22 protein-coding genes, 1 tRNA gene and 2 pseudogenes are annotated in these 23,033 nt (G+C 63.0%); 8 read left to right on the forward strand and 17 right to left on the reverse strand.

Going from position 1 to position 23,033, the window contains the following annotated elements; translation table 11 throughout:
- Positions 1-66: 66 nt before the first annotated feature.
- The 3 genes from DQW77_RS10075 to DQW77_RS10085 form a co-directional block, all read right to left on the reverse strand.
- Positions 67-3,039, reverse strand: a complete 2,973-nt coding sequence (locus DQW77_RS10075) for a peptidoglycan -binding protein (protein ID WP_113258098.1) — start codon at positions 3,037-3,039, stop codon at positions 67-69.
- On the reverse strand, positions 3,039-4,262 hold the full coding sequence (locus DQW77_RS10080) for a biopolymer transporter ExbB (RefSeq protein WP_113258099.1): 1,224 nt from the start codon (positions 4,260-4,262) through the stop codon (positions 3,039-3,041). Before DQW77_RS10080 ends, DQW77_RS10075 begins: the two co-directional genes overlap by 1 nt.
- Before the next feature lie 65 nt (positions 4,263-4,327).
- Positions 4,328-4,858, reverse strand: coding sequence for a gamma-glutamylcyclotransferase (locus DQW77_RS10085; RefSeq protein WP_113258100.1), 531 nt, complete (start codon positions 4,856-4,858; stop codon positions 4,328-4,330).
- 66 nt (positions 4,859-4,924) lie between these two features.
- Between DQW77_RS10085 and DQW77_RS10090 the strand changes: the two genes are divergently transcribed.
- The 4 genes from DQW77_RS10090 (at position 4,925) to DQW77_RS10105 (ending at position 8,083) form a co-directional block, all read left to right on the forward strand.
- Complete coding sequence (locus DQW77_RS10090) at positions 4,925-5,929, forward strand: DUF2125 domain-containing protein (RefSeq protein WP_113258101.1); 1,005 nt, start codon at positions 4,925-4,927, stop codon at positions 5,927-5,929.
- 57 nt (positions 5,930-5,986) lie between these two features.
- The gene (locus tag DQW77_RS10095; RefSeq protein WP_113258102.1) at positions 5,987-6,343 is read left to right on the forward strand and encodes a DUF2946 family protein; all 357 of its coding nucleotides are present in this window, start codon (positions 5,987-5,989) and stop codon (positions 6,341-6,343) included.
- 81 nt (positions 6,344-6,424) lie between these two features.
- Entirely contained in the window at positions 6,425-6,901 is a 477-nt protein-coding gene (locus tag DQW77_RS10100) for a copper chaperone PCu(A)C (protein ID WP_113258103.1), read from the forward strand.
- Between the two features lie 81 nt (positions 6,902-6,982).
- Positions 6,983-8,083 carry a transporter gene (locus tag DQW77_RS10105; protein ID WP_113258104.1) on the forward strand — a complete coding sequence of 367 codons (1,101 nt, stop codon included), beginning with the start codon at positions 6,983-6,985 and terminating at the stop codon, positions 8,081-8,083.
- A gap of 64 nt (positions 8,084-8,147) precedes the next feature.
- Here DQW77_RS10105 and DQW77_RS10110 read toward each other — a convergent pair whose 3' ends face one another.
- From DQW77_RS10110 to DQW77_RS10135, 6 genes are all read right to left on the reverse strand, one after another.
- Positions 8,148-9,065 carry a prephenate/arogenate dehydrogenase family protein gene (locus DQW77_RS10110; RefSeq protein WP_113258105.1) on the reverse strand — a complete coding sequence of 306 codons (918 nt, stop codon included), beginning with the start codon at positions 9,063-9,065 and terminating at the stop codon, positions 8,148-8,150.
- Positions 9,065-10,147, reverse strand: a complete 1,083-nt coding sequence (gene hisC, locus DQW77_RS10115; RefSeq protein ID WP_113258106.1) for a histidinol-phosphate transaminase — start codon at positions 10,145-10,147, stop codon at positions 9,065-9,067. Before hisC ends, DQW77_RS10110 begins: the two co-directional genes overlap by 1 nt.
- A gap of 109 nt (positions 10,148-10,256) precedes the next feature.
- Complete coding sequence (rpsD, locus tag DQW77_RS10120) at positions 10,257-10,877, reverse strand: 30S ribosomal protein S4 (RefSeq protein WP_113258107.1); 621 nt, start codon at positions 10,875-10,877, stop codon at positions 10,257-10,259.
- Positions 10,878-11,107: 230 nt separating this feature from the next.
- Complete coding sequence (locus DQW77_RS10125) at positions 11,108-12,172, reverse strand: Hint domain-containing protein (protein WP_113258108.1); 1,065 nt, start codon at positions 12,170-12,172, stop codon at positions 11,108-11,110.
- Positions 12,173-12,262: 90 nt separating this feature from the next.
- Positions 12,263-13,186: a lipid A deacylase LpxR family protein gene (locus DQW77_RS10130; protein ID WP_258523814.1), complete on the reverse strand. Its 924-nt coding sequence runs from the start codon at positions 13,184-13,186 to the stop codon at positions 12,263-12,265.
- 121 nt (positions 13,187-13,307) lie between these two features.
- Complete coding sequence (locus tag DQW77_RS10135) at positions 13,308-14,453, reverse strand: Xaa-Pro peptidase family protein (protein WP_113258109.1); 1,146 nt, start codon at positions 14,451-14,453, stop codon at positions 13,308-13,310.
- Positions 14,454-14,606: 153 nt separating this feature from the next.
- Here DQW77_RS10135 and DQW77_RS10140 point away from each other — a divergent pair, with 153 nt between their 5' ends.
- Complete coding sequence (locus DQW77_RS10140) at positions 14,607-15,389, forward strand: arylmalonate decarboxylase (RefSeq protein ID WP_113258146.1); 783 nt, start codon at positions 14,607-14,609, stop codon at positions 15,387-15,389.
- A 110-nt stretch (positions 15,390-15,499) separates the two neighbouring features.
- Here DQW77_RS10140 and DQW77_RS10145 read toward each other — a convergent pair whose 3' ends face one another.
- From DQW77_RS10145 to DQW77_RS18210, 8 genes are all read right to left on the reverse strand, one after another.
- Positions 15,500-16,081 (reverse strand): GNAT family N-acetyltransferase, encoded by a 582-nt coding sequence (locus DQW77_RS10145; RefSeq protein WP_113258147.1) that lies wholly within the window; start codon positions 16,079-16,081, stop codon positions 15,500-15,502.
- A complete protein-coding gene (locus tag DQW77_RS10150; protein ID WP_113258110.1) occupies positions 16,081-16,479 on the reverse strand; it encodes a ketosteroid isomerase-related protein in 399 nt (132 codons plus the stop codon). The genes DQW77_RS10145 and DQW77_RS10150 overlap by 1 nt, the downstream gene beginning before the upstream one ends.
- Entirely contained in the window at positions 16,476-16,937 is a 462-nt protein-coding gene (locus DQW77_RS10155; RefSeq protein ID WP_113258111.1) for a low molecular weight phosphatase family protein, read from the reverse strand. The genes DQW77_RS10150 and DQW77_RS10155 overlap by 4 nt, the downstream gene beginning before the upstream one ends.
- Before the next feature lie 4 nt (positions 16,938-16,941).
- Entirely contained in the window at positions 16,942-17,421 is a 480-nt protein-coding gene (locus DQW77_RS10160) for a UPF0262 family protein (protein ID WP_113258112.1), read from the reverse strand.
- A gap of 118 nt (positions 17,422-17,539) precedes the next feature.
- Positions 17,540-18,841 (reverse strand): histidinol dehydrogenase, encoded by a 1,302-nt coding sequence (gene hisD, locus DQW77_RS10165; protein ID WP_113258113.1) that lies wholly within the window; start codon positions 18,839-18,841, stop codon positions 17,540-17,542.
- A 292-nt stretch (positions 18,842-19,133) separates the two neighbouring features.
- Positions 19,134-19,607: a DUF2948 family protein gene (locus DQW77_RS10170; RefSeq protein ID WP_113258114.1), complete on the reverse strand. Its 474-nt coding sequence runs from the start codon at positions 19,605-19,607 to the stop codon at positions 19,134-19,136.
- On the reverse strand, positions 19,604-20,872 hold the full coding sequence (gene murA, locus DQW77_RS10175) for a UDP-N-acetylglucosamine 1-carboxyvinyltransferase (RefSeq protein ID WP_113258115.1): 1,269 nt from the start codon (positions 20,870-20,872) through the stop codon (positions 19,604-19,606). Before murA ends, DQW77_RS10170 begins: the two co-directional genes overlap by 4 nt.
- A 6-nt stretch (positions 20,873-20,878) precedes the next feature.
- The gene (locus tag DQW77_RS18210) at positions 20,879-21,046 is read right to left on the reverse strand and encodes a hypothetical protein (RefSeq protein ID WP_181711231.1); all 168 of its coding nucleotides are present in this window, start codon (positions 21,044-21,046) and stop codon (positions 20,879-20,881) included.
- Positions 21,047-21,132: 86 nt separating this feature from the next.
- Between DQW77_RS18210 and DQW77_RS10180 the strand changes: the two genes are divergently transcribed.
- From DQW77_RS10180 to DQW77_RS18495, 3 genes and pseudogenes are all read left to right on the forward strand, one after another.
- A tRNA-Thr gene (locus DQW77_RS10180) sits at positions 21,133-21,207 on the forward strand.
- Positions 21,208-21,298: 91 nt separating this feature from the next.
- Positions 21,299-22,111 (forward strand): annotated as a pseudogene (locus tag DQW77_RS18490) (DUF6538 domain-containing protein); the annotation flags it as partial.
- 552 nt (positions 22,112-22,663) lie between these two features.
- A pseudogene (locus DQW77_RS18495) lies at positions 22,664-23,014 on the forward strand (transposase); the annotation flags it as partial.
- Positions 23,015-23,033 lie beyond the last annotated feature (19 nt).

Here is a 23,033-nt window from a genome sequence, read left to right on the forward strand (position 1 = left end):
GGGCAACCACGCATCTCGCGCGTCGGCGCCACGACGCATCATCCGAGAGCGGCGCCGCCAACCCGCTTATTTTTCGGTAAACTTCAATTCAATACGACGGTTCTGAGCCCGCGCTGCGGCCGTGTCCGCCGTGTTGATGGGTTGATACTCGCCGAAACCGTTGGCCGACAAGCGTTCCGGCGCGATCCCCAACGCATCGATCATGTACCGTACCACGGAAAGGGCCCGCGCCTGGCTCAGTTCCCAGTTGTCCTCGAACTCGGCACCCTCTCGAATTTTAACGTTGTCGGTGTGCCCGTCCACCTGGATGACCCAGTCGATGCCGGCCGGAATTTCGTCGGTCACGTTCCGCAATATCTGTGCCACCTTGGCGACTTCGCGTTCGCCGTCTGCCGAAAGATCAGCCTCGCCCGGTGCGAAAAGAACCTCGGACGAGAAAACGAAACGATCGCCCTCGATCCGGATACCTTCCTGTGCGCCCAGGATGTCACGCAGCCGGCCGAAAAATTCCGACCGGTACTTCTCGAGATCTTCCTTCTGCTCCTCCAGCCGTTTGCGTTTCTCTTCCTCCAGCTTGCTCTTTTCTTCTGCGAGCCGGCGTTTTTCTTCCGCCAGGCGCTGTTTTTCTTCGGCAAGTTGACGGCGTTTGCGCTCTTCCGCGGCGGCGCGTGCCAGCGCCGCGTTAAGGTCCTGTCCGAGGGTCTGGATCTGCACTTCAGCCGCGGCATCGCGAATTTTCGCATCGTCAAGCAGCGCGCGCAGTTCCGAAAGCTGGGTGCGCAGAGCGGAAACCTGACGATTGAGCAGTGCCTGTTCACGCCGCGCGGCCTCGGCCATGTCCTCCTGTTCGGCCAGCTTCTCACGGGCTTCGGCCAGCAAGGCCGCACGTTCCTCTGCCTTGCTCAGCTCCTCGGCGACCCTTTGCTCGGCCGAAAGCTTGGCAGCGAGGGCCGCGGCAAGCCTCTGACGCACTTCCTCGGCCGATAGCGCGATATCCTCGGAGGCCGCGCGTGCCTCTGCCAGCGCCCTTTGCGTTTCCTCCAGTTCCGTTTCGGAGGCTTCCAGGCGGGCGCGCAAATCCGCAATCAGGTCTTCCTGCTTGGTCGTCTCGCTTTCGGCCTGTGTCTTCGCCGCGAGCGCCGCAGCCAGCCGTTGGCGCACCTCCTCGGCCGTCAGGGTCATCTCCTCGGATGCGGCGCGTGCCGCAGCCAGGTCCTCACGCACGCGGGCAAGCTCGGCCTTGGCTTCGTCCAGCTGCAGGCGCAGGTCGGAAATCACGTCGGCGTTGTCCACAGCCTCGGTCTCCGCGGCGGTCTTGGCCGCAAGAGCCTCGGCCAGCCGTTCCTCGAGGTCTGAGCGGTCCTGCCGCAAATCCGCCAAGGTTTCCTCGCGCTCCGCGACAGCGTCCGCCAGCGCGGCCTCGGTTTCTGCCAGGCGGGTGCGCAACGCGGCGATTTCGCTGCTCTTGTCATCCACCTCTGCCAGCGCCCGCGCCAGACGCTCTTCCAGCCGCGTGCGACGGGATTCGAATTCGGCCTGCATCTCCTTGGTGCTCAGCCGGAATTCGGCCAGCTCCGCCTCCCGCTCGCTCAGGCGGGTACGAAGGTCCTCCGCCTCGGCGCCGGCTTGCCGGGCTTCGGCCACCGCTTGTGACAACTGCTGCTCCAGTGTCCGGGTTTCTGTGTCAAGGGTCTCGCGGGTCTGCTCCTGCGCTGCCAAGGCATCCGCGAGGGCCGTTTCCGTATCGGCAAGACGCGCGCGCAGGGCGTCCAGGGCCGCGGCCTTTTCCTCGGCATCGGCCAGAGCACGCGCAAGACGCTCTTCAAGCCCGGCCACCTGCGCCGCCATCTCGGCCTCGGTTTCGGCACTGGTTGCGCGCAGTTCCTTCAGCTTCGCCTCGGTGTCGCTCAGGCGCAGGCGCAGCCCTTCCGCGGCCTCGCGCTCCCCGGACGCGGCAGCCAGGGCGCGCGCAAGCTCGGCCTCCAGCGATTCAAGGCGCGTGGTGGCGGCGCGCATGTCCGCCTCGGCAGTGGTGAGCTGAGCACCCGCTTCGGTCAGGGCCGCCTGCAATTGCGCGATTTCCGCGGCCTGCGCATCAATCCGCGCGTTCCGGTCCTGCAGCACAGACTGCATTTCATCCCGCGCGACAAGAGCCTGTGCCAATTGCAGGTCCAGATCTTCTGTCGCGGCCTCGGCAGCGGCCAGCATGGTCAGGGTCTCTTCGGCCTTGCGCCGCTCTTCCTCGAGCGCCAGTGTCATCGCCGTCAGTTCGGCCTCGGCATTCTTCAGCTTTTCCTGAAGGGCCTGCGCGGCGGCGGCTTCGGCAAGGCGCGCCTTCTCCTCTTCGCTCAGTTGATCCTGAAGATCGGAAATCCGGTCCCCGAGTGCCGCCTGCGCTTCCTGTCCTTGTGCGTTCTGCCGGCGCAGATCGGCAATCATTGCCTCCAGCGCCTCGCGCTGAGCGGCCGCAAGCCTCGCTGCCTCGCTGCGGGCGTCGATTTCGTCACGCAATTCCGCAAGGGCAAGCTGGGCCGCCTCCTGCCGGGAAAGAAGATCCTGCTTTTCGTCCTGCAGGTCGCTCTTTTCGTCTTCCAGGGTCGCGATACGGCCCATCGCTTCGTCACGTTCAGCCAGAAGGCTGGCAACCTGTTCCTCGAAACTGGCGATACGGGATTGCGCATCCTCGAGGGCGGTTTCCTGCGCGGCCCTTTCGGCCCGAAGAGACGCGATCAGCGCGGTCTGCCTCTGCTCCCGCTCACGAGCATCGCCAAGCGTCGCCGTCAATTCCCCGACGCGCTGCTGGAGGTCTTCGTTGCGGTCCTGCTCCAGCCCCAGGGCCTGCGACAGCGCCGCCACCTCGGCAGAGAGTTCATCCAGCCGGGTTTCCTGCCCGGTGATCGTCTCGCGCAGGACGAACTGCACGATCATGAAAATGGACAGGACAAACATGAGGACCAGCAGGAGCCCCGTCATCGCATCCACGAAGCCGGGCCAGATCGACGATTGAAACCTCTGGCCGGTGCGCCGGGAGAGAGCCATCACTCACCTCCAGGATCCTTCGGGGAGACGACGGGCTGCGTCTTGCCCCGACCCCGCGAAGGCCCGCGTGGCTGCGACAGCGCCCGCGACAGCGCCGCCAGATCCGTGCGCAGTTCCGTCATTGTTTCCTGCCGGCCCGCGCTGATCTCCTCGAGAATACGGAGCATCTGCACATCTATCGAGCGCAGGCGCATCCGGCTTTCGGCATCAAGACCCTCGCCACCCTCGGATGCACGGGCATCCATCCGTTCGATCAATTGCTCCTGACCTTCGGCGACCCGCAGAAGTGTCGCGTTGAGGGGGTTGGAATCGCTCATCCTGTGAGTCAGACGTTCGACCGAATCCGCCAGCACTCCAAGCTTCTCGTCGACCATGGCGCGGCTCACATCAGATTGCGTCATCATCTGCTGAAGCGATTCCATCTGCTCGCTCATCTGGTCGATGACACTGCCCACGAGGTTCTGTTCAAGCCCCCCCTCTCCATCGCCCGAAGAGAAGCCGACCCGGGTGATCGTCGACATCCACTCTTCCAGCTCACGGTAGAAGCGGTTCTGTCCGTGTCCCGCGAACAGTTCGAGAAGACCGACGACCAGCGATCCCGCCAGCCCGAGAAGCGACGAGGCAAAGGCCACACCCATGCCGCCAAGCTGTGTTTCCAGTCCCGTCATCAGGCGGTTGAAGACATCCACACCGCCCTCGCCTTCCTGTGGCGCAAGGCTGCGGATCGTATCGACAACCGCCGGAACGGTGGTCGCCAGCCCGTAGAACGTGCCAAGCAGACCCAGAAAGATGAGCAGGTTGACGATGTAGCGCGTGATCTCGCGCGCCTCGTCGATGCGCTGCGCCACGGAATCGAGGATCGACCGGGCCGAGGTCGAGGCGATCTGCATGCGCTTGCCGCGCGCCCGCAACAAGGTGGCCAGAGGCGCCAGCAGCCGCGGTGCCTTGGTCATCTCGTGACCCGGATAATCGGCAACGAAGCCCTCGATCCAGCGCACCGAGCCGATCAACTGGAAGACCTGCCAGAAACAGGCCAGCACACCGATGACGAAGACAAAAAAGATGAACCCGTTGAGGTACGGGTTCGCCTCGAACACGGGCAACACCCGCGGCAGGGCCACGAAGGCACCAAACCCGGTCAGTGCCAGAACGATCAGCATCAGCATGATCTGGCGCACGGGGTGGGTGAATTGCGGCTCGACCTCGCGGCCCGGCTGGTCCATATGGACGCTCCCGACACTAATTTGTTGGCGCAACTCTACGCGTTGCGGCTAGTCAAGCCAAGGATTTATCCGCTCAGCGCCCTCACGCGGCGGGACAGCCACTCCAGATCGGGATCGTCGATACCCAACTCCCTGAGATGTGCAAAAGTATTGTGCAAGTATTCAGAGTTCGGGCCGCGCCCTCCATGTGCCGCAGCAATGATCCTGGCCTGTTCTTCCAGCTCCAGCGTGCCACAGTATTGAACGTGCCGAGGGTCGATCACGTACGTCACCGCCTCCACTGACCTGCCATCGGCAAGGCGGATCGGAAGCCGTTTTTCCAGATACGCCGCCGAGACCAGTTCGCGTTCCCGCAGGTATTCGATAACCTCGTTCCGCTTGCACGGGGACACCGACATCCCGACACCGTGGCACTGTGCCCCCTCGACCGCATCCAGCGCAAGAACCAGGCCGGGATTTTCGACAGTCCCGCGATGATGGATGCTGCGCATGCAGAAACTGCGTGCGTAACCCGGCAACGTCGCGACAAGCTGTTCCTCGACCTCGAAACCGGGGTTCCAAACCAGCGATCCATACCCGAACACCCACATGCTCATAAATGCTGTTCCTTCCCGTTTGCGGCCTGTAAACACCATCGGGACGCGGCAGGAAAGGGGCGTTTCATGCGATTGCTGCTTACAGGCATCCTTCTGGCGGCCGCCGCCTGGTCGGGGTATTGGTTCTGGGGGGCGGCCACCACCCGGGGCGCGATGGAGGACTGGTTTCAAGCCCGCCGCGGCGACGGCTGGGTTGCCGCATATGACAATCTGGCAGTGCGCGGTTTTCCCAATCGTTTTGACATCAGCTTCAGCAACCTGTCCCTCGCGGACCCCGACACGGGCCTGGCCTGGGACGCGCCTTTCTTTCAGGTCCTGGCACTCAGTTACCGGCCCAACCACGTGATCGCGGTATGGCCGGACAACCAGAAGCTTGCCACCCCCTTCCGCAAATACGGCATCCAGAACGACGACATGCGCGCCAGCTTCGTCTTTCGCCCCGGTGTCCGGCTTGAGGTCGAGCGCGGCACGCTGACCACCAACAACCTGCGCATCAATCCCGGCAGCAAATACGAAGAAAGCGTGATTTCGGACCTGACCCTCGCGGCGGAACACGCACCGGCGGATGCATCCGCCACCTACCGCCTGGGTCTTTCGGCGGACGGATTCGCCCCACCGCAGGACCTGCGCGACAGGATTGCCGTGCGGGACCTGCCGGAAACGCTGAATGCTCTCTCCGCCGATCTGACGGTGCGCTTCGACAAACCATGGGATCGACGCGCGATCGAGGAGGCACGACCCCAGCCGCGCCACTTATTCCTGCGCCTGGCAGAGGCCCGTTGGGGGCATCTGGAGCTTCAGGCGGCCGGTGAGCTCGATGTCGGAAGCGACGGCATTCCGGAAGGCACGATCACGATCAAAGCCCGCAATTGGCCGGAAATCATGAAACTTGCCAGGTCGTCACGGGCGCTGCCCGAAGCCATGCTTGGGCCGCTGGAACGCGGGCTTTCGTTGTTGTCGCGGATGTCGGGAAATCCGCGCACTCTGGATATTCCGCTGCGATTCTCCGGTGGTGACGTGAGCATCGGCCCGATTCCCGTCATGGCGGCGCCGGTATTGCGCATCAGATAGTCACAGGTGATGGTTTCAGTATTGCCGGTCGGGTGCTCGCGCGGTTATCACGAACATATGAACGGTTGGCTGACACGCGCATTCGTCACGGTTCTCGTGACCCTTGCCATTCTGGCGCCTCAGGGCGCGGGGCTTGCGGCGCTGTCGGGTCTGGCCGACGGTCGGGTGATGGTGATCTGCACGGGTGACGGGTTGCGCACCATCCGGATCGGCGCCGACGGAGAGCCTGCGGATATCTCCGACGAGTCCGAATACTGCGCCATGACACAGGCGGTGGACACCGCGAACGCGGTGGTGCCGCCATCCGCCCACACACGGCTCCCCGCAAGGTTCCGACCGGTCCGGCCGCGCATGGCCCGGCCCTTGCAGCAGTCCTACCCACCCTCGTTTCCCCGTGCTCCGCCCGCCGTTTGAAGACATTAACGATGACCCCTTCCAGTTCTCCGCCGGACCTGTCCGGAGGGAACTACACGACTTCAAACCGGAGAGACACAAATGAAGACTGTTATTGCAACCGCCCTCGCACTCGCGGTGCCGGGTCTTGCCGCGGCGCATGACTACATCCTCGGCGACCTCGAGATCATCCACCCGCGGATATTCGAAACCGCCGCGACAGCCAAGGCCGGCGGCGGCTACGTGACCATTGCGAATGAAGGCGGGACGGCCGACGCGCTGATCGGTGTCGATGCTGACTTCCCCAAGGTCATGCTTCACCGATCAACCGAGGAAGACGGCGTGATGCGCATGCGGCATGTTGACGAGATCTCGCTGCCTGCGGGAGAGATCGTGGAGCTGGCGCCGGGTGGTTACCACGTGATGTTCATGGGGCTTTCCGAACCTCTGGAAGCAGGTGACGAGGTGCCGGCGACGCTCAGGTTTGAGAAAGCGGGCGACCTGGAGATCATGTTCAAGGTGATCGAACGCACCGGCCATATGGATCACGACAGCATGCAGGGCTCCGGCAGCGAGTAACCTGCCGCTGCCCCGACCTTTCTGAGTTCACAACCAGCCCTGAACGTGTGCCAAGGCACACGAACGGGTGAGGATTATCAAATGAAATACAAACTCGTTGCGGCCCTGGCCGCTTGCCTTGCGCCCTGCGCATCCATCGCCATTGCCGATGCCGGTCATGGCGGAAACACCGCGGCAAACCAGCCCTTGCGCGCCGATGGTCACGCACCAATCGGAGTGATGGGCGATCATCGCCATTCCACAGGGGAAGTCATGCTTTCCTACAGGTTCATGCGCATGGACATGGCCGGCAACCAGATCGGCACCACCGGCATATCCCCGACCGCAATCGCGACCAGCCTGCCCAACCGTTTTGCCGGCATGCCCGGCCAGCCGCCGACATTGCGGATCGTGCCCACCGAGATGGAGATGGACATGCACATGTTCGGCGCGATGTATGCCCCCAATGACCGTATGACGCTGATGGCGATGGTGCCGATCCTGCGAAAATCCATGAACCACCTGACCTTCTCGGGTGCGGCCGGCCCCACGGTCCTGGGAGGATTCAATGTCAAGACAGAGGGCCTGGGCGATATCAAGGCCTCGGCGCTTGTCGGGTTGTGGACAGGCGGCAACAGCGCGCTTCACGCCAATCTCGGCCTGAGCCTGCCAACAGGTTCAATCACCGAGACACACCGGATCCTGACGCCGATGGGCATGCGCCCCACGGTGCGGGTGCCTTATGCAATGCAGTTGGGTTCGGGCACGTTCGACCTGCTGCCCGGCATCACTTATACAGGCAGGACCGGCGACACGGGGTATGGCGCGCAACTGTCAGGTGTGATCCGTCTTGGCGACAATGACGAAGGGTATTCCCTGGGCGACGAAATCCGGGCCAGTATCTGGGCGAGCCATCAACCTGTGCCGGCAATCTCCTTTTCCGGACGTGTCGAGGCAAAATCGGTGGGCCGCATTGACGGTCGGGACATGTCGATCATGGGCCCGGTCCAGACAGCCGATCCACGCAACTACGGCGGCGAGACCGTGTCGCTTCACGCCGGGGTGAATTTCGTCGTGCAGAAGGGCGCCATGCGCGGCCACAGGTTCGCGATAGAAGCCGGGGTGCCGGTCTATCAGGACCTCAACGGCGTGCAGATGGAAACCGACTGGACCCTCACTGCCGGCTGGCAATACGCCTTCTGATCCGAGGGCTCAGGTCCGTCCGGCCGGGTGTGCTTGCGGGCCACCACCGGGACCGGCACGAGGATCAATCCCGACGCATCCTTCCGAAATCGGGTGCGTCGGTATCCTGACCGGCCTCGATGATACCACGACGGATTGCACGCGTACGGGTGAAATAATCGTGCAGCAACGCGCCGTCTCCGGTGCGGATGGCGCGCTGCAATGCGAACAACTCTTCGGTGAACCGGCCAAGGATCTCGAGCGTCGCGTCCTTGTTGTTGAGAAAGACATCGCGCCACATCACCGGATCGCTGGCCGCAATGCGGGTGAAATCGCGAAAACCCGCGGCGGAGTACTTGATCACTTCGCTGTCGGTCACGCGGCGCAGATCGTCGGCCACGCCCACCATGGTGTAGGCTATGAGGTGTGGCGCGTGGCTGGTCACGGCCAGGACGAGATCATGATGATCCGCATCCATCTCCTCGGTATGGGCGCCCAGGCTCTGCCAGAAAGCGGACAGCCTTGCGACCTCTTCCGGCACGGTTCGCTCAGCAGGGACAATCAGGCAGAAACGTTCATCGAACAGAGTCGCGAAGCCGGATCGCGGACCCGAATGCTCGGTCCCCGCCAGCGGATGCGCGGGAATGAAATGCACACCATCGGGAATATGTGGCGCGACGGCCTCGAACACGGCCTTCTTGACCGACCCGACATCACTCACGCAGGCACCGGGTTTCAACGCCGGTGCGATCTCGGCGGCGACGTTTCCCATCGCACCGACAGGGACACAGAGGACCACCAGGTCGGCGCCGTGCACGGCCTCTGCCGCACTTTCGCAAATCTCGTCGCACAATCCGATCTCGCGCGCCGTGCGGCGGGTTTCCCCGGACCTGGCAAAGCCGGACACATGACCCGCGATACCTGCACGTTTGATCGCCCAGTACATCGAGGAGGCGATCAGCCCCAATCCGATCAACGCAACGCGGTCATAGACCACCGTCATCAGATCGCCCCCATGAATTGCCCGACCGCGTGGGCCACACGCCGGCAGGCCGGTTCGTCGCCCACGGTGATCCGCAGGCATTGCGGCAGGTTGTAACCGGCAACCCGGCGCACGATGAGGCCCTGGGTTTTGAGATATTCGTCACATGCTTCCGCCTCTTTCGGACCGGCGAAACGCGCAAGAATGAAGTTCGCCGTGGACGTGTCCGAAGCCACGCCGTGCCCCGCCAGCGCATCCGCCAGCCAGGCGCGCATGCGCGCGTTCTCGTTCCGGCACTTGTCAGCCCAGGCGGCATCCCGAACGGCAGCCTCCGCCGTCACGAGGGCCGGCTGGCTGAGGTTGAAGGGCCCGCGGATACGGTTCAGCACGTCGATGACATGCGCCGGCCCGTACCCCCAGCCGACACGCAGCCCTCCCAGCCCGTAGAGCTTGGAAAAGGTCCGCGTCATGACCACGTTCTCGCGCGCCTCGACAAGGGCCGCGCCGCCATCATAACCGTCCACGTATTCGGCATACGCCCCGTCGATGACCAGAAGCACATGGTCCGGCAAACCGTCGGCAAGCCGTGCAAGTTCCCCCTCGCCGACCATCGTGCCCGTGGGATTGTTGGGGTTGGCGATGAAAACGATCGAAGTTTTGGGCGTGCAGGCCGCGAGGATGGCATCAATATCCGTGACACGGTCCCGTTCGGCCACCTCGACAGGGCGAGCCCCGTTCGCCAGCGCCGAGATCCGATACATCGCAAAACCATGCTCGGTATGGATGACCTCCGTACCCGGACCGGCGTAGGCCTGGCACAGGAAGGCGATGATCTCATCGCTGCCGACGCCACAGATCATGCGACCGGGATCGAGGCCGTGAACCTCGCCAATTGCTTCTCGAAGCGATGCATGATCCGTCGGCGGGTAGCGATGCAGATCGAAAGAAGCCTTGCGAAATGCCTCCTTGGCATCGTCGCTCGCTCCGATCGGATTCTCGTTCGAACTGAGCTTGACCACATTGGCCACTCCGTCGACACACGAAGCGCCGCCCTGATAGGGCGCGATCTTCATTATGCCTGGTTGCGGCTTGATCCCGGTCATTCTCTTTCTCCTCCGCGACGTTCTAGCCCCGCTTGCATCGGTTGGCCAGCACCGAACGAAAAGGCCGTGGCGGTTTCCCGTCACGGCCCCGTGCAGATATGCGAATGGCTTAGTTCTGCGCGTAGAATTCGATGACGAGGTTGGGCTCCATCATCACCGGATACGGCACATCGCCCAGGCCCGGCGTGCGAACGAACGTGGCGGTCATCTTGGAATGATCGGCCTCGATGTAGTCCGGCACGTCACGTTCGGGCAGTTGTATCGCCTCCAGGAGGGCGGCCATCTGCTTGGACCGGTCACGCACCTCGACGATATCGCCTTCCTTGACGCGGTAGGAGGGGATGTTGACCTTCTTGCCGTTCACGCGGACATGACCGTGATTCACGAACTGGCGGGCAGCGAACATGGTGGGCACGAACTTGGCGCGGTAAACCACCGCGTCGAGGCGCCGCTCGAGAAGGCCGATGAGAAGCTCGCCGGTATCGCCGCGGACACGCTCCGCCTCGGCGAAGATGCGGCGGAACTGCTTCTCGGTCAGGTCGCCATAATATCCCTTGAGCTTCTGCTTGGCCCGCAACTGCAGGCCGAAGTCGGAAATCTTGCCCTTGCGGCGCTGGCCATGCTGTCCGGGGCCGAATTCGCGGCGATTGACAGGTGATTTCGGACGACCCCAGATGTTTTCGCCCATACGGCGGTCGATCTTGTACTTGGCAGACGTGCGTTTGGTCACGGCTGATCTCCTTCGGCTGGTACCGCTCATCCGCCTTCGCAGGCGGCTTCGCGGCAGGATGAAGGGCGTTGTCCTCTGGCCTTGTCCTGAAATCTCGACAGGGTCCCGACAGGCATCCCCTCGCGGGGGCCACCAACACCAATGCGCGCGTCTATACAGGCCCCCGCGGCGATGTCAACGCGCTATCGATGATTTTCCGGCACGTCGGTGTGTCGCGTTCCGGTCCCGCCTCAGGCTGCCTCGTGAGCCAGGATTGCCGCTTCGGATCCACTGAGGCTGCGGCGCGCGAAACTGCCATAGACATGTGGCTCCTGCTCGAGTGCGGGAAACAGTGACAGAAGGCGCAGCCGATCATCATCATCGAGCGTCGACATTGCCGTGCTGGCGGGATGGAAACTTTCGGTCTCGATCCCGTTTGCCCACAGAACCTGGTGCCGCGGCAGAAGGAGATGCACGTAGGTGACTTCGCGCACGGCCAGATCCACCTTGATCGTGGACCCGTTGGCGATATCCTTCGCCGAAACCAGCACCTCGGGCGTGTTGAAGAGCGCCTGCGCCACATCGCCCTGCACCAGCATCCGATGTTCGGGCGAAACCAGAAGCTCCTGATCCGGCCTTGAAACACCGAGCGCGCCCGTGCGTATCCGCACCGGACGCAGATGTGGCATCGCGAACAGGCGCGCGCCGGTCATGCGCCGACTGCCGATCCACTGGATTTCCTGCGCACCGTCATCCTTGGTCTGCACGGGATCGCCTTCGCGCAACTCCTCGACCAGCCTCGGCCCCTGAGGTGTCTCGATCCGGGTGCCGGGCGTGAAACAGATCACGCCGCCCGTATCGGGGCCGGTTGACGGCGCAGCCGTGCGGTCAAGGGTGTGATGAACGACCCACATCTCGATGCCGGCCGGCGGGATTTCATCGAGAAACATGAGAAGCGGCGCGGCATTGCCGCCCACCTCGATTACCGTGATGGTAAAGCTCCGGGCTCCGTCGGTCACCACGAAGCTGCTGTCCCTCAGCGTCTTGTCGCTGGGAATGTCGTGGTATGTCCTGTCCCGAGAAAGCGCCGCCCCGACCAGACGCCTTACCATGCGCGCAGCGCTTTTCCTGCTGATCCTGTCACCTTTTGCCTGCTCCAGACGCAAGACCTCGTTCGGCCCATCCACACGAATCGCTTCGCCGTGCCATGCCCATGTGGCACCGACATCCAGCGCCTCGACCGGCGCGGCCCTAAGGCCGTCTGTTTCCGTCTGCGACCAGGAGATGACAAACGTGCCGCGAAAGCCCGTTTCCATTACCTGTATCCTGCCTCTTGTTTTTATTGCCAGCAAGTTAGCAAACAATGTTCACCCTGAAAAGAGATCGTTTGAAACCGATTCGATTTTTCAGAAATTGAGTCCGATCCGAAGCGATCCGACGATCTGGCTTTCCCGTTGACCGTCGAACTCCTCACTCAGCCAGGTCACGCCATAAAACGCACTATGGCCCTTTTCGCCTTCCCAATGCAGGCCGGCGCGCAATCGCGACCGGTGATCGGTCAGCGACAAACCGCGACTTTCAGGCAACAGGTCGCTGTCGCTGACATAGGCAAAATCCCCACCGGCGATGAAGATCATCCCCCCTGTCGGACCATTCTTGACAGCCCGGTAACGGTGGCCCGTGACCGGCGCGCGGACGTACAGTTCATCCCGCCCGATGCTCCCGACCTGGAAATCCGCGCCAATGCGCACCATCGTCTCGAGGCCAACACGACTTTCGACAAACGGACGAACGCGGGCAGTTCCTCCCAGGTCGAACTTGCGACCCGCCTCGAAGACCGCCCCAGGATGGACCTCGTCGCCGATCTGGGCATTGCGCACTGCCGGCGACAGGTTGTTGTGACCAACAAGGTCATGCAGGAAGAGTTGGAAATCATCAAGTCCGGTCTGCGGACCCGTGAACGCCAGATCCCCGCCAAGCGAAACGTCCATGCCCCCGGCCCGGAAATGCGAATGCACGCCAAGGGTCAACACGCCCGCGAACGGCCTGTCTCCCGCAGCCGGGGTGACGATGTTCTCTGGCGAAACGGTCTGCGCGTTGAACCTGAACTCAAGCAGTTGACCGAACTTTTCCGGTGGCGCCCCCGCCCACTCCGGGCCCCAGATGCGGCTTGATGCAACTGAGCCGGTTTGCCAGCGGTCCGACCCGTCGCCAATGATGTCGTTCGTCACGAGAATGCCGTAGCCCAGCCGGACACGCTCGGACGCAAAAGCGCCGGTCATGGCGAACAAACAGGATCCGACGGTGACAACCAGAAGGCGGAACAGCATGGAAAATTCCCATTTCTTGCCCCCCGGCAGGAGCTTGTATAACAGAGCTCATGTCGAGATTGCCAGTGGAAACCAGAACGCGGCCGCGGAAACAAACCGTTTCTGTTGCATGATTGCGTGATCAGGGGCGCACATGCGGACCGGGCGGCGTTCCGGTGAGGAGTTCGGCCGACTCCTCTCCGAGCAGAACGGTATTGGACACGAAAAAATTCCCCCGCCCGGTGCCGGTGAACCATGACATGAGGTGAAATGTCATGCCCGGCTTCATTATCAGGTCCGAGTCATGCCGAAGGCCGGTCACCCGTGGTCCTCCTGTCCAGGAGGGCGGAAACCCGATACCGACCAGGTAACCGCAGTGATGGCGACGATACTCCGGTATCCCCGCCGCGTCGACCACGGACTGCCAGCCATCATACACGTCACGGGCCCTGACCCCGGGCCGAAGCGCCGCGCGCGCAGCTTCGAAGGCACGCAGGCTCAGATCCGCGGCCTGTGCGTCATTCGCGGAAATTCTGCCGATATGCACCAGACGGCCCATCGGGGCATTGTACCGTGCAACGCAGCCCGCGAGCTCCAGGAAAACGGCCTCTTGATGCGCGCCCTCCCCCCAGGAGGTATGCTCTTCCTCCATGCGGTCGGCGGGCCTCAGGAACGGACCGAACCCCGGCGGCGTCCCCCCCGCACGGATCATGGCCGACTGGCACTCCGCCGCCACATCGGCCTCGAGCGCACCGTCATGGATCGCCGCGATCGCCGCCTGCGTGCCGGCGTCCGCGGCCTTGGCGGCACGACGCATGTAAACCTGTTCCTCATCGGATTTCACCAGTCGCATCGCATCCAGCATGCCGGTTATGTCCTGCCAGTCCTGCACGACGAGACCGCCGCGCAGCGCCATGCCCATGCCGTGTGAAAGGCCCGAAGACCAGCTTTCCAGACCAAGCACCATGTTCGCGCACCGTCCGCCAAGATGGCGCACGGCCAGGTCCGCCGCGGTCTCGGAATCGCTGTGACCAAGGAAATCCGCATTGCGCACCATTTTGCGGATCGCCACCTGTTCCATCTGCCGGGTGACAAGCACCGGGTCTCCCTGCGCCGGAACGATCAGGAGATGTGGCGCGAAATACCCCCAGTGATCCAGGCCGACCAGGTAAAAGATGTTCTCGGGCGAGGAAACAAGGGCGATATCGATACCGCGCCCGGCCATGGCCGCGCGCATTGCCGACATCCGCCGGTCAAGCTCCTCATCGGTGAAAGGGTTGGAATGCATCGGGGATCTCCGTCTCGGCACGCGCCGCAAGAGGCGCCGCGCAAAGCTGACTGCGTGGCCGGCGCCACGGTCAAGAGTTTTCGCCGGCGGGGCTTCCTGAAGCCCGGTTCCTGCGACATACTTTACCGGCAGCCCCAGGCGGAGGACGATTCCATGAACCAGGCCAACCTGCTGGAAAACGAGGCGCGCAAAGCGGTGCTTGAAGAGCCGCGTTTTGATGCCGGCCTCAATCACAGGGCACGAATCGGGTTTGTCCTGATCCCGAACGAACAGACAGTGGAACCCGAAATGGCACGCCTCGCCCCCGACGGTGTGGGCATCTATTTCAGCCGCGCCACCATGCCGCGGGAGATCAGCACCGAAAGCCTGTCCCGACTGCGCGGATCACTGGCCGACGCGGCCGGCCGCATTCTTCCGGATGACGGGCTGGACGTGATCTGCTTTGCCTGCACCTCTGGCACCGTGGCCGTCGGCGAGCAGGCTTCCCGTGGTGAGTTGCAGAAAGGCGCGCCCGGCGCCCGGGCCACCACGCTGGCCGGTGCGGTCCGCAAGGCCCTGGCAGCGGTGAGCGCGCGAAAGATCGTTCTCGGGTCTCCCTATGTCCCGGAACTCAACGCGTCTGTCGTGCAGTACCTCGAGGGCGCCGGACTTTCGGTTCTGGCCGCGCATGGCATGGGCCTCCAATTCGATACCGAGATGACCCGCGTGGCGCCGGACTACATTTTCGATTTCGCCCGTGCGATCGACCGTCCGGATGCAGATGCCGTCCTTCTGAGTTGCGGGGCGTTGCGCAGCTCCGAGGTCGTGGATGAAATCGAACAATGCCTCGGCAAACCAGTGATATGCTCGAACCAGGCCATGCTTTGGGACTGTCTGCGCCTGGCCGGTGTGGATGATCACCTGCCCCGGCTCGGACGCCTGCTGCGCGAGCATTAGGGGGCGTTGCGGTCAATCGGATACGGCTGGGCGACGGGTGCGCGCGGCCGGGTTTGCGCCGCCGTTTCTTCAAAGGACGTACACCTCAATTTCTTGAGGCGCCGGACCGATCAGAGGCGCCGCATCCAGAATTGAAGACGGTGATCGGTTTCGTCCGGGCGGTCGATGTCTTTCCAGCGAAAGGTTGCCACCGCACCATCCACCGGTTCGTAGCCGCGTTTGCGCCAGAACGGATCAAGCGGGGCATAATCGGCAGGCCGCAAGGGGTGTTCCGCCGCGCGCACGATTCCGCAAAATGCCGAGTATCGCCGTCCCAGAGCCCGGGCATGCGCTTCGCGGGCATCGAAAAACGCATGCCCGATCCCCTGCCCGCGATAGCCCGGCAACAGCACACTTTCGGCACAGTAGAAAATGGTGTGAAGGTCATGGCCGGTCCCGTCGAAGGCGGCGGCGAAATCATCGGCGTGGTCCTCCATCGGCGTGCCGGTCGAGGCCCCGACCAGGCTATCCCCGTCGAAAGCCCCCACGAGGATAGCATTCGCGCTTTCACGGTAAGCCTGCAGGTAGTCCCGCTCGTACTCCATGCTGCCATCATAGAGATAGGGCCAGTCACGGAACACGGAGATACGCAGCCTTGCCACGTCCTCGAGCGCATCTTCAAGCGCCGTGCCGGTGAGCCGCGCCACCCGGATCAAGAGACCTGTGCCGTCCAGTCGGCGAGATTGTAGTAGGTGACCACCCGCGTGATCAGCCCGTCCTGCAGGCTGAAGAAGGAACCGGCGGGCAGACGGTAGCTCTGGCCCCGCGCTTCCGGGAGCCCGTCATCGGTTTCCAGATAGGTGCCATTGACGATGTATTCGGCCGCACCGCGGGTTCCGTCGGAGTTGGAAAACACCACCATGTCGGTCAGTTCCTCGCGGTAGCAGCGCCCCATGTGCACACAGAAACTGCGGAACAGATCCTTGCCGCGCCGCACCTCGCCTTCGTTGACGTGATGGGCCACATCCTCGGACAAGCAGGCCAGCATCCCGGGGATGTCACCGCGGTTGAAGGCATCGAAATAGGCTTTCAGCGTGGGTTCGGCATTCATGTCTGGCTCTCCGGTGGTCCCCACCTCTCGGTCAGGTGGGAAATGATCTGATCGCGGGTCTGGCGGTAAGCGGACAGGCGGTCCTCGCGGCCCTCGCCCAGGCCCGAAGGGTCCATGATCGGCCAGTATTCGACATCAAGGTGAAACACCCGGGTCAGTTCGAGTGCCCGGCGCTGGCTTGCCGGGCTGAGCGCGACCACAAGATCGAAGGAAGACAGGTCATCGCCCCATTCCTCCATCTCGTCGAAACTCCGTGACCGGTGGCGCGCAAGCTCCACCCCGATCTCGGCACAGACGGAAATGGCGAACCCGTCGATTTCCATGTCGTTCTTGACCCCGACCGATTGCACGTAGGTGTCGGCGCCATAGAATTTTTTCATGATCCCCTCGGCCATCGGCGAGCGGACAGCATTGTGATCGCAGCAGAACAGGACCGATTGCGGAAGTTCCGCCGCCATTCCGTCACCCCCCGAAATGCAGGACACAGATCAGCGTGAAAAGGCGGCGGGCGGTATCGGTATCGACGGCGGCCTTGCCCTCCAGCCTTTCCTCGAGAATACGGGCGCCTTCGTTGTGAATCCCGCGGCGGGCCATGTCGATGGTTTCGATCTGGCTTGGCGGCATGTTCTTGACAGCGTCGAAATAGCTTTCGCAGATCGCCCAGTAATCCTTGACCACCTGTCGGAAGGGGGACAGCGACAGGTGGAATTCCGCGGCCGGGCCGCCATCCTCTGTGCGAACGTCGAAAACCAGCCGCTTCTCGCGTATCGAAAGGCCCACCCGGTAAGGGCCCTCGGGCACCTGCCGGTCGTCACGTCTGGGCAGCGAAAAGGTGTTTTCTTCCATCAGGTCATACATGGCCACCTTGCGCTCCTGCTCGATCTCGGGCGTGGGCGGCGGAAGGTTGGCGTCGTCTAGGTCGATATGGCTGATGCGTGACATTCCTGCGATCCTGAATTCGGGACGTACGGCCTCTTAGCGCGGGGTTCGCCGCGGGGCAATGCGCCCGCCAAGCGGCATGCAGTCCGGTGTTGCACGCGCGCCCGCCGGATCGGCGCGATCACCCGTTCAATTTGTCAAGCCGGGCCCGCACCGAAAGGGCGTGCGCCTCCAGGCTTTCGGACCGGGCCAGGGTTTCGGCGGCGGGTCCGATCGCACTGAGAGCCTCGGGCGTCATGCGCGCCAGAGTGGTGCGCTTCATGAAATCCAGCACGCTCAGGCCGCTGCTGAAACGCGCCGAGCGGGCGGTCGGCAGAACATGATTGGGCCCACCGGCGTAATCACCGATCGCCTCGGGTGTCCAATGCCCGAGGAAGATCGCGCCGGCATGGGTGATCCCGGCTGCCAAGGCATCCGCCTGAGCGACACACAATTCCAGATGTTCGGGGGCCACACGATCGGACAGCCGTGCCGCCGTGTCCAGATCGGGCACGGTTATGACGGCTCCGTAATCGCGCCAGCTTGCGCCGGCGATCTCCCTGCGGACCAGGGTTTGAAGGTGTTTTTCCACAGCGCGTGTCACCGCCTGCGCAAAATCCGGGTCGTCGGTGATAAGGATCGCCTGCGCAGTTTCGTCATGTTCGGCCTGGCTGAGCATGTCGAGCGCGATCCAGTCCGGATCGTTGTCGCGATCCGCGATCACCAGGATTTCCGACGGCCCGGCGATCATGTCGATCCCTACCTTTCCGAAAACCCGGCGCTTGGCGGCCGCCACATAGGCGTTGCCGGGGCCGGTGATCTTGTCCACAGGCGCGATCGTTTCGGTCCCGTACGCGAGCGCGGCGATGGCCTGCGCACCGCCAACCCTGTAGATTTCGTCCACCCCGGCGATACGCGCCGCCAGCAGGACCAGCGGATTGGCCTTCCCGTCCGGGGTTGGCACGGTGATCGCCAGACGCTCCACACCCGCCACCTTGGCGGGAATCGCGTTCATGAGTACCGAGGACGGATAGGAAGCCAGCCCTCCCGGGACGTAAAGCCCCGCCGCGGCAACCGGAGACCACCGCCATCCAAGCGTGGCGCCCGCCGCGTCGGTCCAGCTTTCATCGCACGGCACCTGACGGGAATGGTAGGCGCGAATGCGGTCCGCCGCCAGGCACAGTGCGTCAACCTCGCGTTCCGGGATACCGGCGACCAGCGCGTCAATCTCGGCGGTGGTGAAGCGCAGGCCGTGCGCGTCAATCTTCAAACGGTCGAATTTTTCGGTCAGTTCGATCAGCGCGGCATCACCACGTGCCCGTATTTCCGAAATTATCCCGGCAACGATGCCGTCCACATCCGGGCTGTCCTCGCGTTTGGCGTTCAGCAGTCTTGCGAAGTCTTCCTCGAACCCCGGATCGGCAGCATCTAGAAAAACGGGCATCGCTGGCCTCCTTGCATGATGGTTCCTTATAGCGTGTTGCATTCGATCGGAAACGGTCCGGAGACGGGCGCGTGTCCGCCCGGGTGGGTGCGGAACGCACGCCTTGGGGCGGGTGGGTGCGTGCCCGTCGCAGGTGCGAAGGGCGGGTGACCCCGATCCGGCGCAGCGCACCCTAAATGGATCAGCGCCGGGCCTCAAGCAAGGAGCGGCAAGGCGGGCGAACGTCGCGTCAGGCCCACCTCGCGGGTGTCGGATGCCCGGCCCCGCTCCCATGTCGGGCGATCCGCGCGGTTCAACCCGTGTGATCGGGCGCCTTTCCGGACGGCGCGCGGTAGGGCCGGGTCACATCGCGCAGCGCCGCCTCCAGCGCCTCGACATCCAGACGGATCGCGCCATCGCCGGCAAGCGTCAGCAGGACCCGACCGACACCTTCAGCGCCCGGTTCAAAGGTAACCGACAGAAGAGACAGGATCGTGTCCTTGTCGTTGCGGTCAATGCCGTGGCTGGACACGTGCAGGACGTTGTCGATGACAAGCAGTGCGCGCACGCGCTCGGGGCCATGGCGCTCACGCCCGGTGTCCTCCCAGCGAAACCTGTTCAGCAAGAGCGCGAAACGCCGCTCCCTCGGAAGCCAGCTCATCTCGGTGATCGGGAATACCGCGTCCTGCAAAAGGGCCGATATGACCTGCAGATCCTCGGCATCCATGGCACCAAGGTTCAACGGTGCTTCACGGCCTTCCTCGAAACGCGCGTCCTGCTGACTCATTGGCCGGAAATCCTTTCGATCTTCGCGCCGACATTGCCGAGCTTCTCCTCGACACTCTCATAGCCTCGGTCCAGATGATAGACCCGGTTCACGATCGTTTCACCTTCCGCGGCAAGCCCCGCCAGGATCAGTGATACGCTGGCGCGAAGATCCGTGGCCATCACCGGCGCCCCTTTCAGGCGGTCCACCCCGGTCACCGTGGCCGTGCCGCCCTGCACGTCGATCCGGGCACCCATCCGGACAAGTTCCGGCGCATGCATGAAACGGTTCTCGAAAATGCGTTCTTCAAGAACACTGGTACCTTCCGCAGTACACATCAGCGCCATCATCTGCGCCTGCAGATCCGTCGGGAAACCGGGAAAGGGCCGGGTCGCGACGTCCACCGCACTGACCCGGCCATTGCGCCGGGAAACCGTCAGCCCGTTCCCGGTTTCCGTCACGTCGATGCCCGCCTCCTGCAGTTTCTCGCAGAACGCGCCCACCAGATCGATCCGCCCGCCCAGGCATTCGACCTCTCCGCCGCAGATGGCCGGCGCCAGCATGTAGGTGCCAAGCTCGATCCGGTCGGGCACCACCGGATGCGTCGCGCCATGAAGCCGGTCCACCCCCTGAACGGTGATGGTGCCGGTCCCGTCGCCTTCGATCTGCGCACCCATCCGCCGCAGACAGGTGGCCAGATCGACGATCTCCGGCTCTCGCGCGACGTTCTTGAGCACAGTCGTGCCTTTCGCCATCGTCGCCGCCATCAGGGCATTCTCGGTCGCGCCCACCGACACGATCGGAAATTCGAAAACCCCGCCTCGCAACCCGCCCGGCGCCTTGGCATGCACGTAGCCTTCGCGCAGGTCCAGCTCGGCACCCATTGCCTCGAGGGCACGCAGATGCAGATCGACCGGACGCGCACCGATCGCGCACCCGCCAGGCAGAGACACGATGGCATGACCGTCCCGCGCCAGCATCGGCCCCAGAACAAGGATCGAGGCGCGCATCTTGCGCACGATGTCATAATCCGCGACGTGGTTCGAAAGCGCGGCGCTGGACATGGCCAGAACCCGCCCGCTCTGTAGTTGCGACACCTCTGCGCCCAAAGACTGAAGCAACGCCGCCATCGTCCGGATGTCCGACAGGCGAGGCGCGTTTGTCAGCGTGAGCGGTTCCTCGCTCAGCAACGTTGCCGGCATCAGGGTCAGGCAGGCGTTCTTTGCCCCCGCGATCGGGATCTGCCCGTTCAGATGGCCGTTGCCCGTGACGATGATCGAATCCATATGGTTTCAGCTTTCCTTCTGCCCGTCCTGCCCCGTGCCCTGTTTCGGGCCCGAACGGGCGCGGGTTTGCACCTTCCGACGGGCCAGATTGGCCTTTAGTGCCTGTTTCAGCCTGTCTTCGCGGGTCTGTCCAGCCTTCTTTGCAGGCTTTTTGCGGGGTGTTTTGCTATTCATGCCCCTTCTCTACAGCAGGGGGAAAAAAGCGTCCAGATTACCCTTGCACGGCTCCCGAGAAGGGGCTAATCACCCCGCCACCACGTGCTGCTGTAGCTCAGAGGTAGAGCACTCCCTTGGTAAGGGAGAGGTCGAGAGTTCGATTCTCTCCAGCAGCACCATGAAAACACCAGAAAACACAAATACTTGCGTGAAATCAGCGCCTTGCGCTTGCCGACTCCTACACAGGAGTCCTACACAGTGACCCTGATTATGCCCCGTCCAGTCAAAGACCCAAAGACCGGAATCTACTACATCCGCGTGCGCGTTCCGGCTGACCTAACGGCCTCATTCGGGCGTGCCGAGGTCTCGAAATCGTTGCGAACGCGCGAACCTGCCGAAGCCAAGGAACGCTTCGCTACCGAGTACGCAGCCATCCAACGCCGCTGGGTGGCCCTGAGAGCCGCGCCAGAACCAATTCCGCTCAAACAGATCGTCAGCTTGGCTGGGCGGGTCTATCAGCGCCTGATGGTAACCCTAGAAAATGAACCCGGCGAATCTTCGATCTGGGAACACGTTGCGCGCTTGAACGAACAGGCAACGGGCGACGAAGGCGCGGTGGAAAGGTGGTATGGTCCAACCGTGGATGAAATCTTGCTCGAAGAGGGCATCGCCATTGATCAGGCCACTCGGAAGCGCTTGATCATCGAAGCTCACCGCGCATGGGAACAAGCCACCGAACAACTGCACAAGCGGTCACAAGGAGACTTCTCCCCCGACCCGAACGCCAATCGGTTCCCCGAATGGGCACCCGAAAAGAAGCCCTCAAAGACAGCTTCCGGGCCGACGCTTTCGGACCTCTTCGACAGGTGGAAGAAAGATCACCTCACCAACGGCAAGCCGGAAAACACTGTCCGGGACTTCGCCCAGAAGCTGGAAGCCCTCAAAGACTATTTGGGGCATGAGGATGTTGAACGCATCTCCCCGCGAGAAATTTCCGAATGGACAGACCACCTGCGGCACGAACGGGGTCTCTCACCCAAAACCGTTAGTGGAAAATACCTCGCAGCGGTGAAGACGGTCTTCCACCTCGCCCGCTCCAAATTCCTAATTGAACGCGACCCGGCAAAAGACGTCAGCACCAAGATTCCCCCGAAGGTCAAGTCGCGGTCGTCTGGCTTCACAGAAGAAGAGGCAAGACAAGTCTTGTCGGCTGCCAACAGGGTTTTCGAGCAGCCGTCTAACATGGCGCACCATAACAAGCTGGCATGTCGCTGGGTGCCTTGGATATGCGCCTACTCGGGAGCAAGGGCAGGCGAGATCACCCAGCTTCGCAAGGAAGACCTAACCGTCGTGAACGGCATTCCGCAGCTCACGATCACGCCAGAGGCTGGAAGCGTAAAGGCCGGTATGTATCGCAACGTGCCGGCCCACCCTCACCTGCAAGAGATTGGCCTTCTGGACTTCATCAGAAGCGCGAAGAACGGCTATCTCTTACATTTTGGTTCCTCCACCCCGGCGGAAGCCGTGAAACGCTCAGGCAACGCCAGAGACAAGATTGCGGTCTGGGTGCGAGACAGCGTCGGTATCACCGATCTGCGCATCCAGCCGAACCATGCGTGGCGACACCGATTCAAGACCGTGGGCCGTAACGCGGATATTGCACCGGAATATCTCGGGGACAATCCCGACCGCATCCAGTCCGAAGCCGCCCTGGCCAAGCTCTGTGGCGTTTGCCCGATCCCGGCCTCCAGCGGCAAGACAAGCCGGATGCGTTTGAACCGAGGCGGCAACCGGCTGGCCAACGCCGCTATCTACCGCGTCGCCATTGTGCGCATGCGCGACGATCAGAGGACCAAGGCCTATGCCGCGCGGCGAACTTCGGAAGGCAAAACCCGGCGCGAAATCGTGCGCTGCATCAAGCGGTACATCGTGCGCGAAATCTACCGCGCTCTCTGCGTGCCGCCAACCAAGGCCGGCCACGCTTGACAAACATAGGAGCATCACT

This window comes from Roseovarius sp. TE539, assembly GCF_003298505.1.
Lineage (GTDB): Bacteria > Pseudomonadota > Alphaproteobacteria > Rhodobacterales > Rhodobacteraceae > Roseovarius.

Bases quoted from the DNA above. Each gene is read 5' to 3' on its own strand.
- DQW77_RS10095 (WP_113258102.1), top strand. From the start codon at position 5,987: ATGAACGGTTGGCTGACACGCGCATTCGTCACGGTTCTCGTGACCCTT.
- DQW77_RS10075 (WP_113258098.1), bottom strand. From the start codon at position 3,039: ATGGCTCTCTCCCGGCGCACCGGCCAGAGGTTTCAATCGTCGATCTGG.
- DQW77_RS10155 (WP_113258111.1), bottom strand. From the start codon at position 16,937: ATGGCGGCGGAACTTCCGCAATCGGTCCTGTTCTGCTGCGATCACAAT.
- DQW77_RS10135 (WP_113258109.1), bottom strand. From the start codon at position 14,453: ATGCATTCCAACCCTTTCACCGATGAGGAGCTTGACCGGCGGATGTCG.
- DQW77_RS10140 (WP_113258146.1), top strand. From the start codon at position 14,607: ATGAACCAGGCCAACCTGCTGGAAAACGAGGCGCGCAAAGCGGTGCTT.
- DQW77_RS10105 (WP_113258104.1), top strand. From the start codon at position 6,983: ATGAAATACAAACTCGTTGCGGCCCTGGCCGCTTGCCTTGCGCCCTGC.
- DQW77_RS10130 (WP_258523814.1), bottom strand. From the start codon at position 13,186: ATGCTGTTCCGCCTTCTGGTTGTCACCGTCGGATCCTGTTTGTTCGCC.
- DQW77_RS10170 (WP_113258114.1), bottom strand. From the start codon at position 19,607: ATGAGTCAGCAGGACGCGCGTTTCGAGGAAGGCCGTGAAGCACCGTTG.
- DQW77_RS10090 (WP_113258101.1), top strand. From the start codon at position 4,925: ATGCGATTGCTGCTTACAGGCATCCTTCTGGCGGCCGCCGCCTGGTCG.
- DQW77_RS10160 (WP_113258112.1), bottom strand. From the start codon at position 17,421: ATGTCACGCATCAGCCATATCGACCTAGACGACGCCAACCTTCCGCCG.
- DQW77_RS10110 (WP_113258105.1), bottom strand. From the start codon at position 9,065: ATGACGGTGGTCTATGACCGCGTTGCGTTGATCGGATTGGGGCTGATC.
- DQW77_RS10085 (WP_113258100.1), bottom strand. From the start codon at position 4,858: ATGAGCATGTGGGTGTTCGGGTATGGATCGCTGGTTTGGAACCCCGGT.
- murA (WP_113258115.1), bottom strand. From the start codon at position 20,872: ATGGATTCGATCATCGTCACGGGCAACGGCCATCTGAACGGGCAGATC.
- DQW77_RS10125 (WP_113258108.1), bottom strand. From the start codon at position 12,172: ATGGAAACGGGCTTTCGCGGCACGTTTGTCATCTCCTGGTCGCAGACG.
- DQW77_RS10150 (WP_113258110.1), bottom strand. From the start codon at position 16,479: ATGAATGCCGAACCCACGCTGAAAGCCTATTTCGATGCCTTCAACCGC.
- hisD (WP_113258113.1), bottom strand. From the start codon at position 18,841: ATGCCCGTTTTTCTAGATGCTGCCGATCCGGGGTTCGAGGAAGACTTC.
- DQW77_RS10100 (WP_113258103.1), top strand. From the start codon at position 6,425: ATGAAGACTGTTATTGCAACCGCCCTCGCACTCGCGGTGCCGGGTCTT.
- DQW77_RS18210 (WP_181711231.1), bottom strand. From the start codon at position 21,046: ATGAATAGCAAAACACCCCGCAAAAAGCCTGCAAAGAAGGCTGGACAG.
- DQW77_RS10080 (WP_113258099.1), bottom strand. From the start codon at position 4,262: ATGGACCAGCCGGGCCGCGAGGTCGAGCCGCAATTCACCCACCCCGTG.
- hisC (WP_113258106.1), bottom strand. From the start codon at position 10,147: ATGACCGGGATCAAGCCGCAACCAGGCATAATGAAGATCGCGCCCTAT.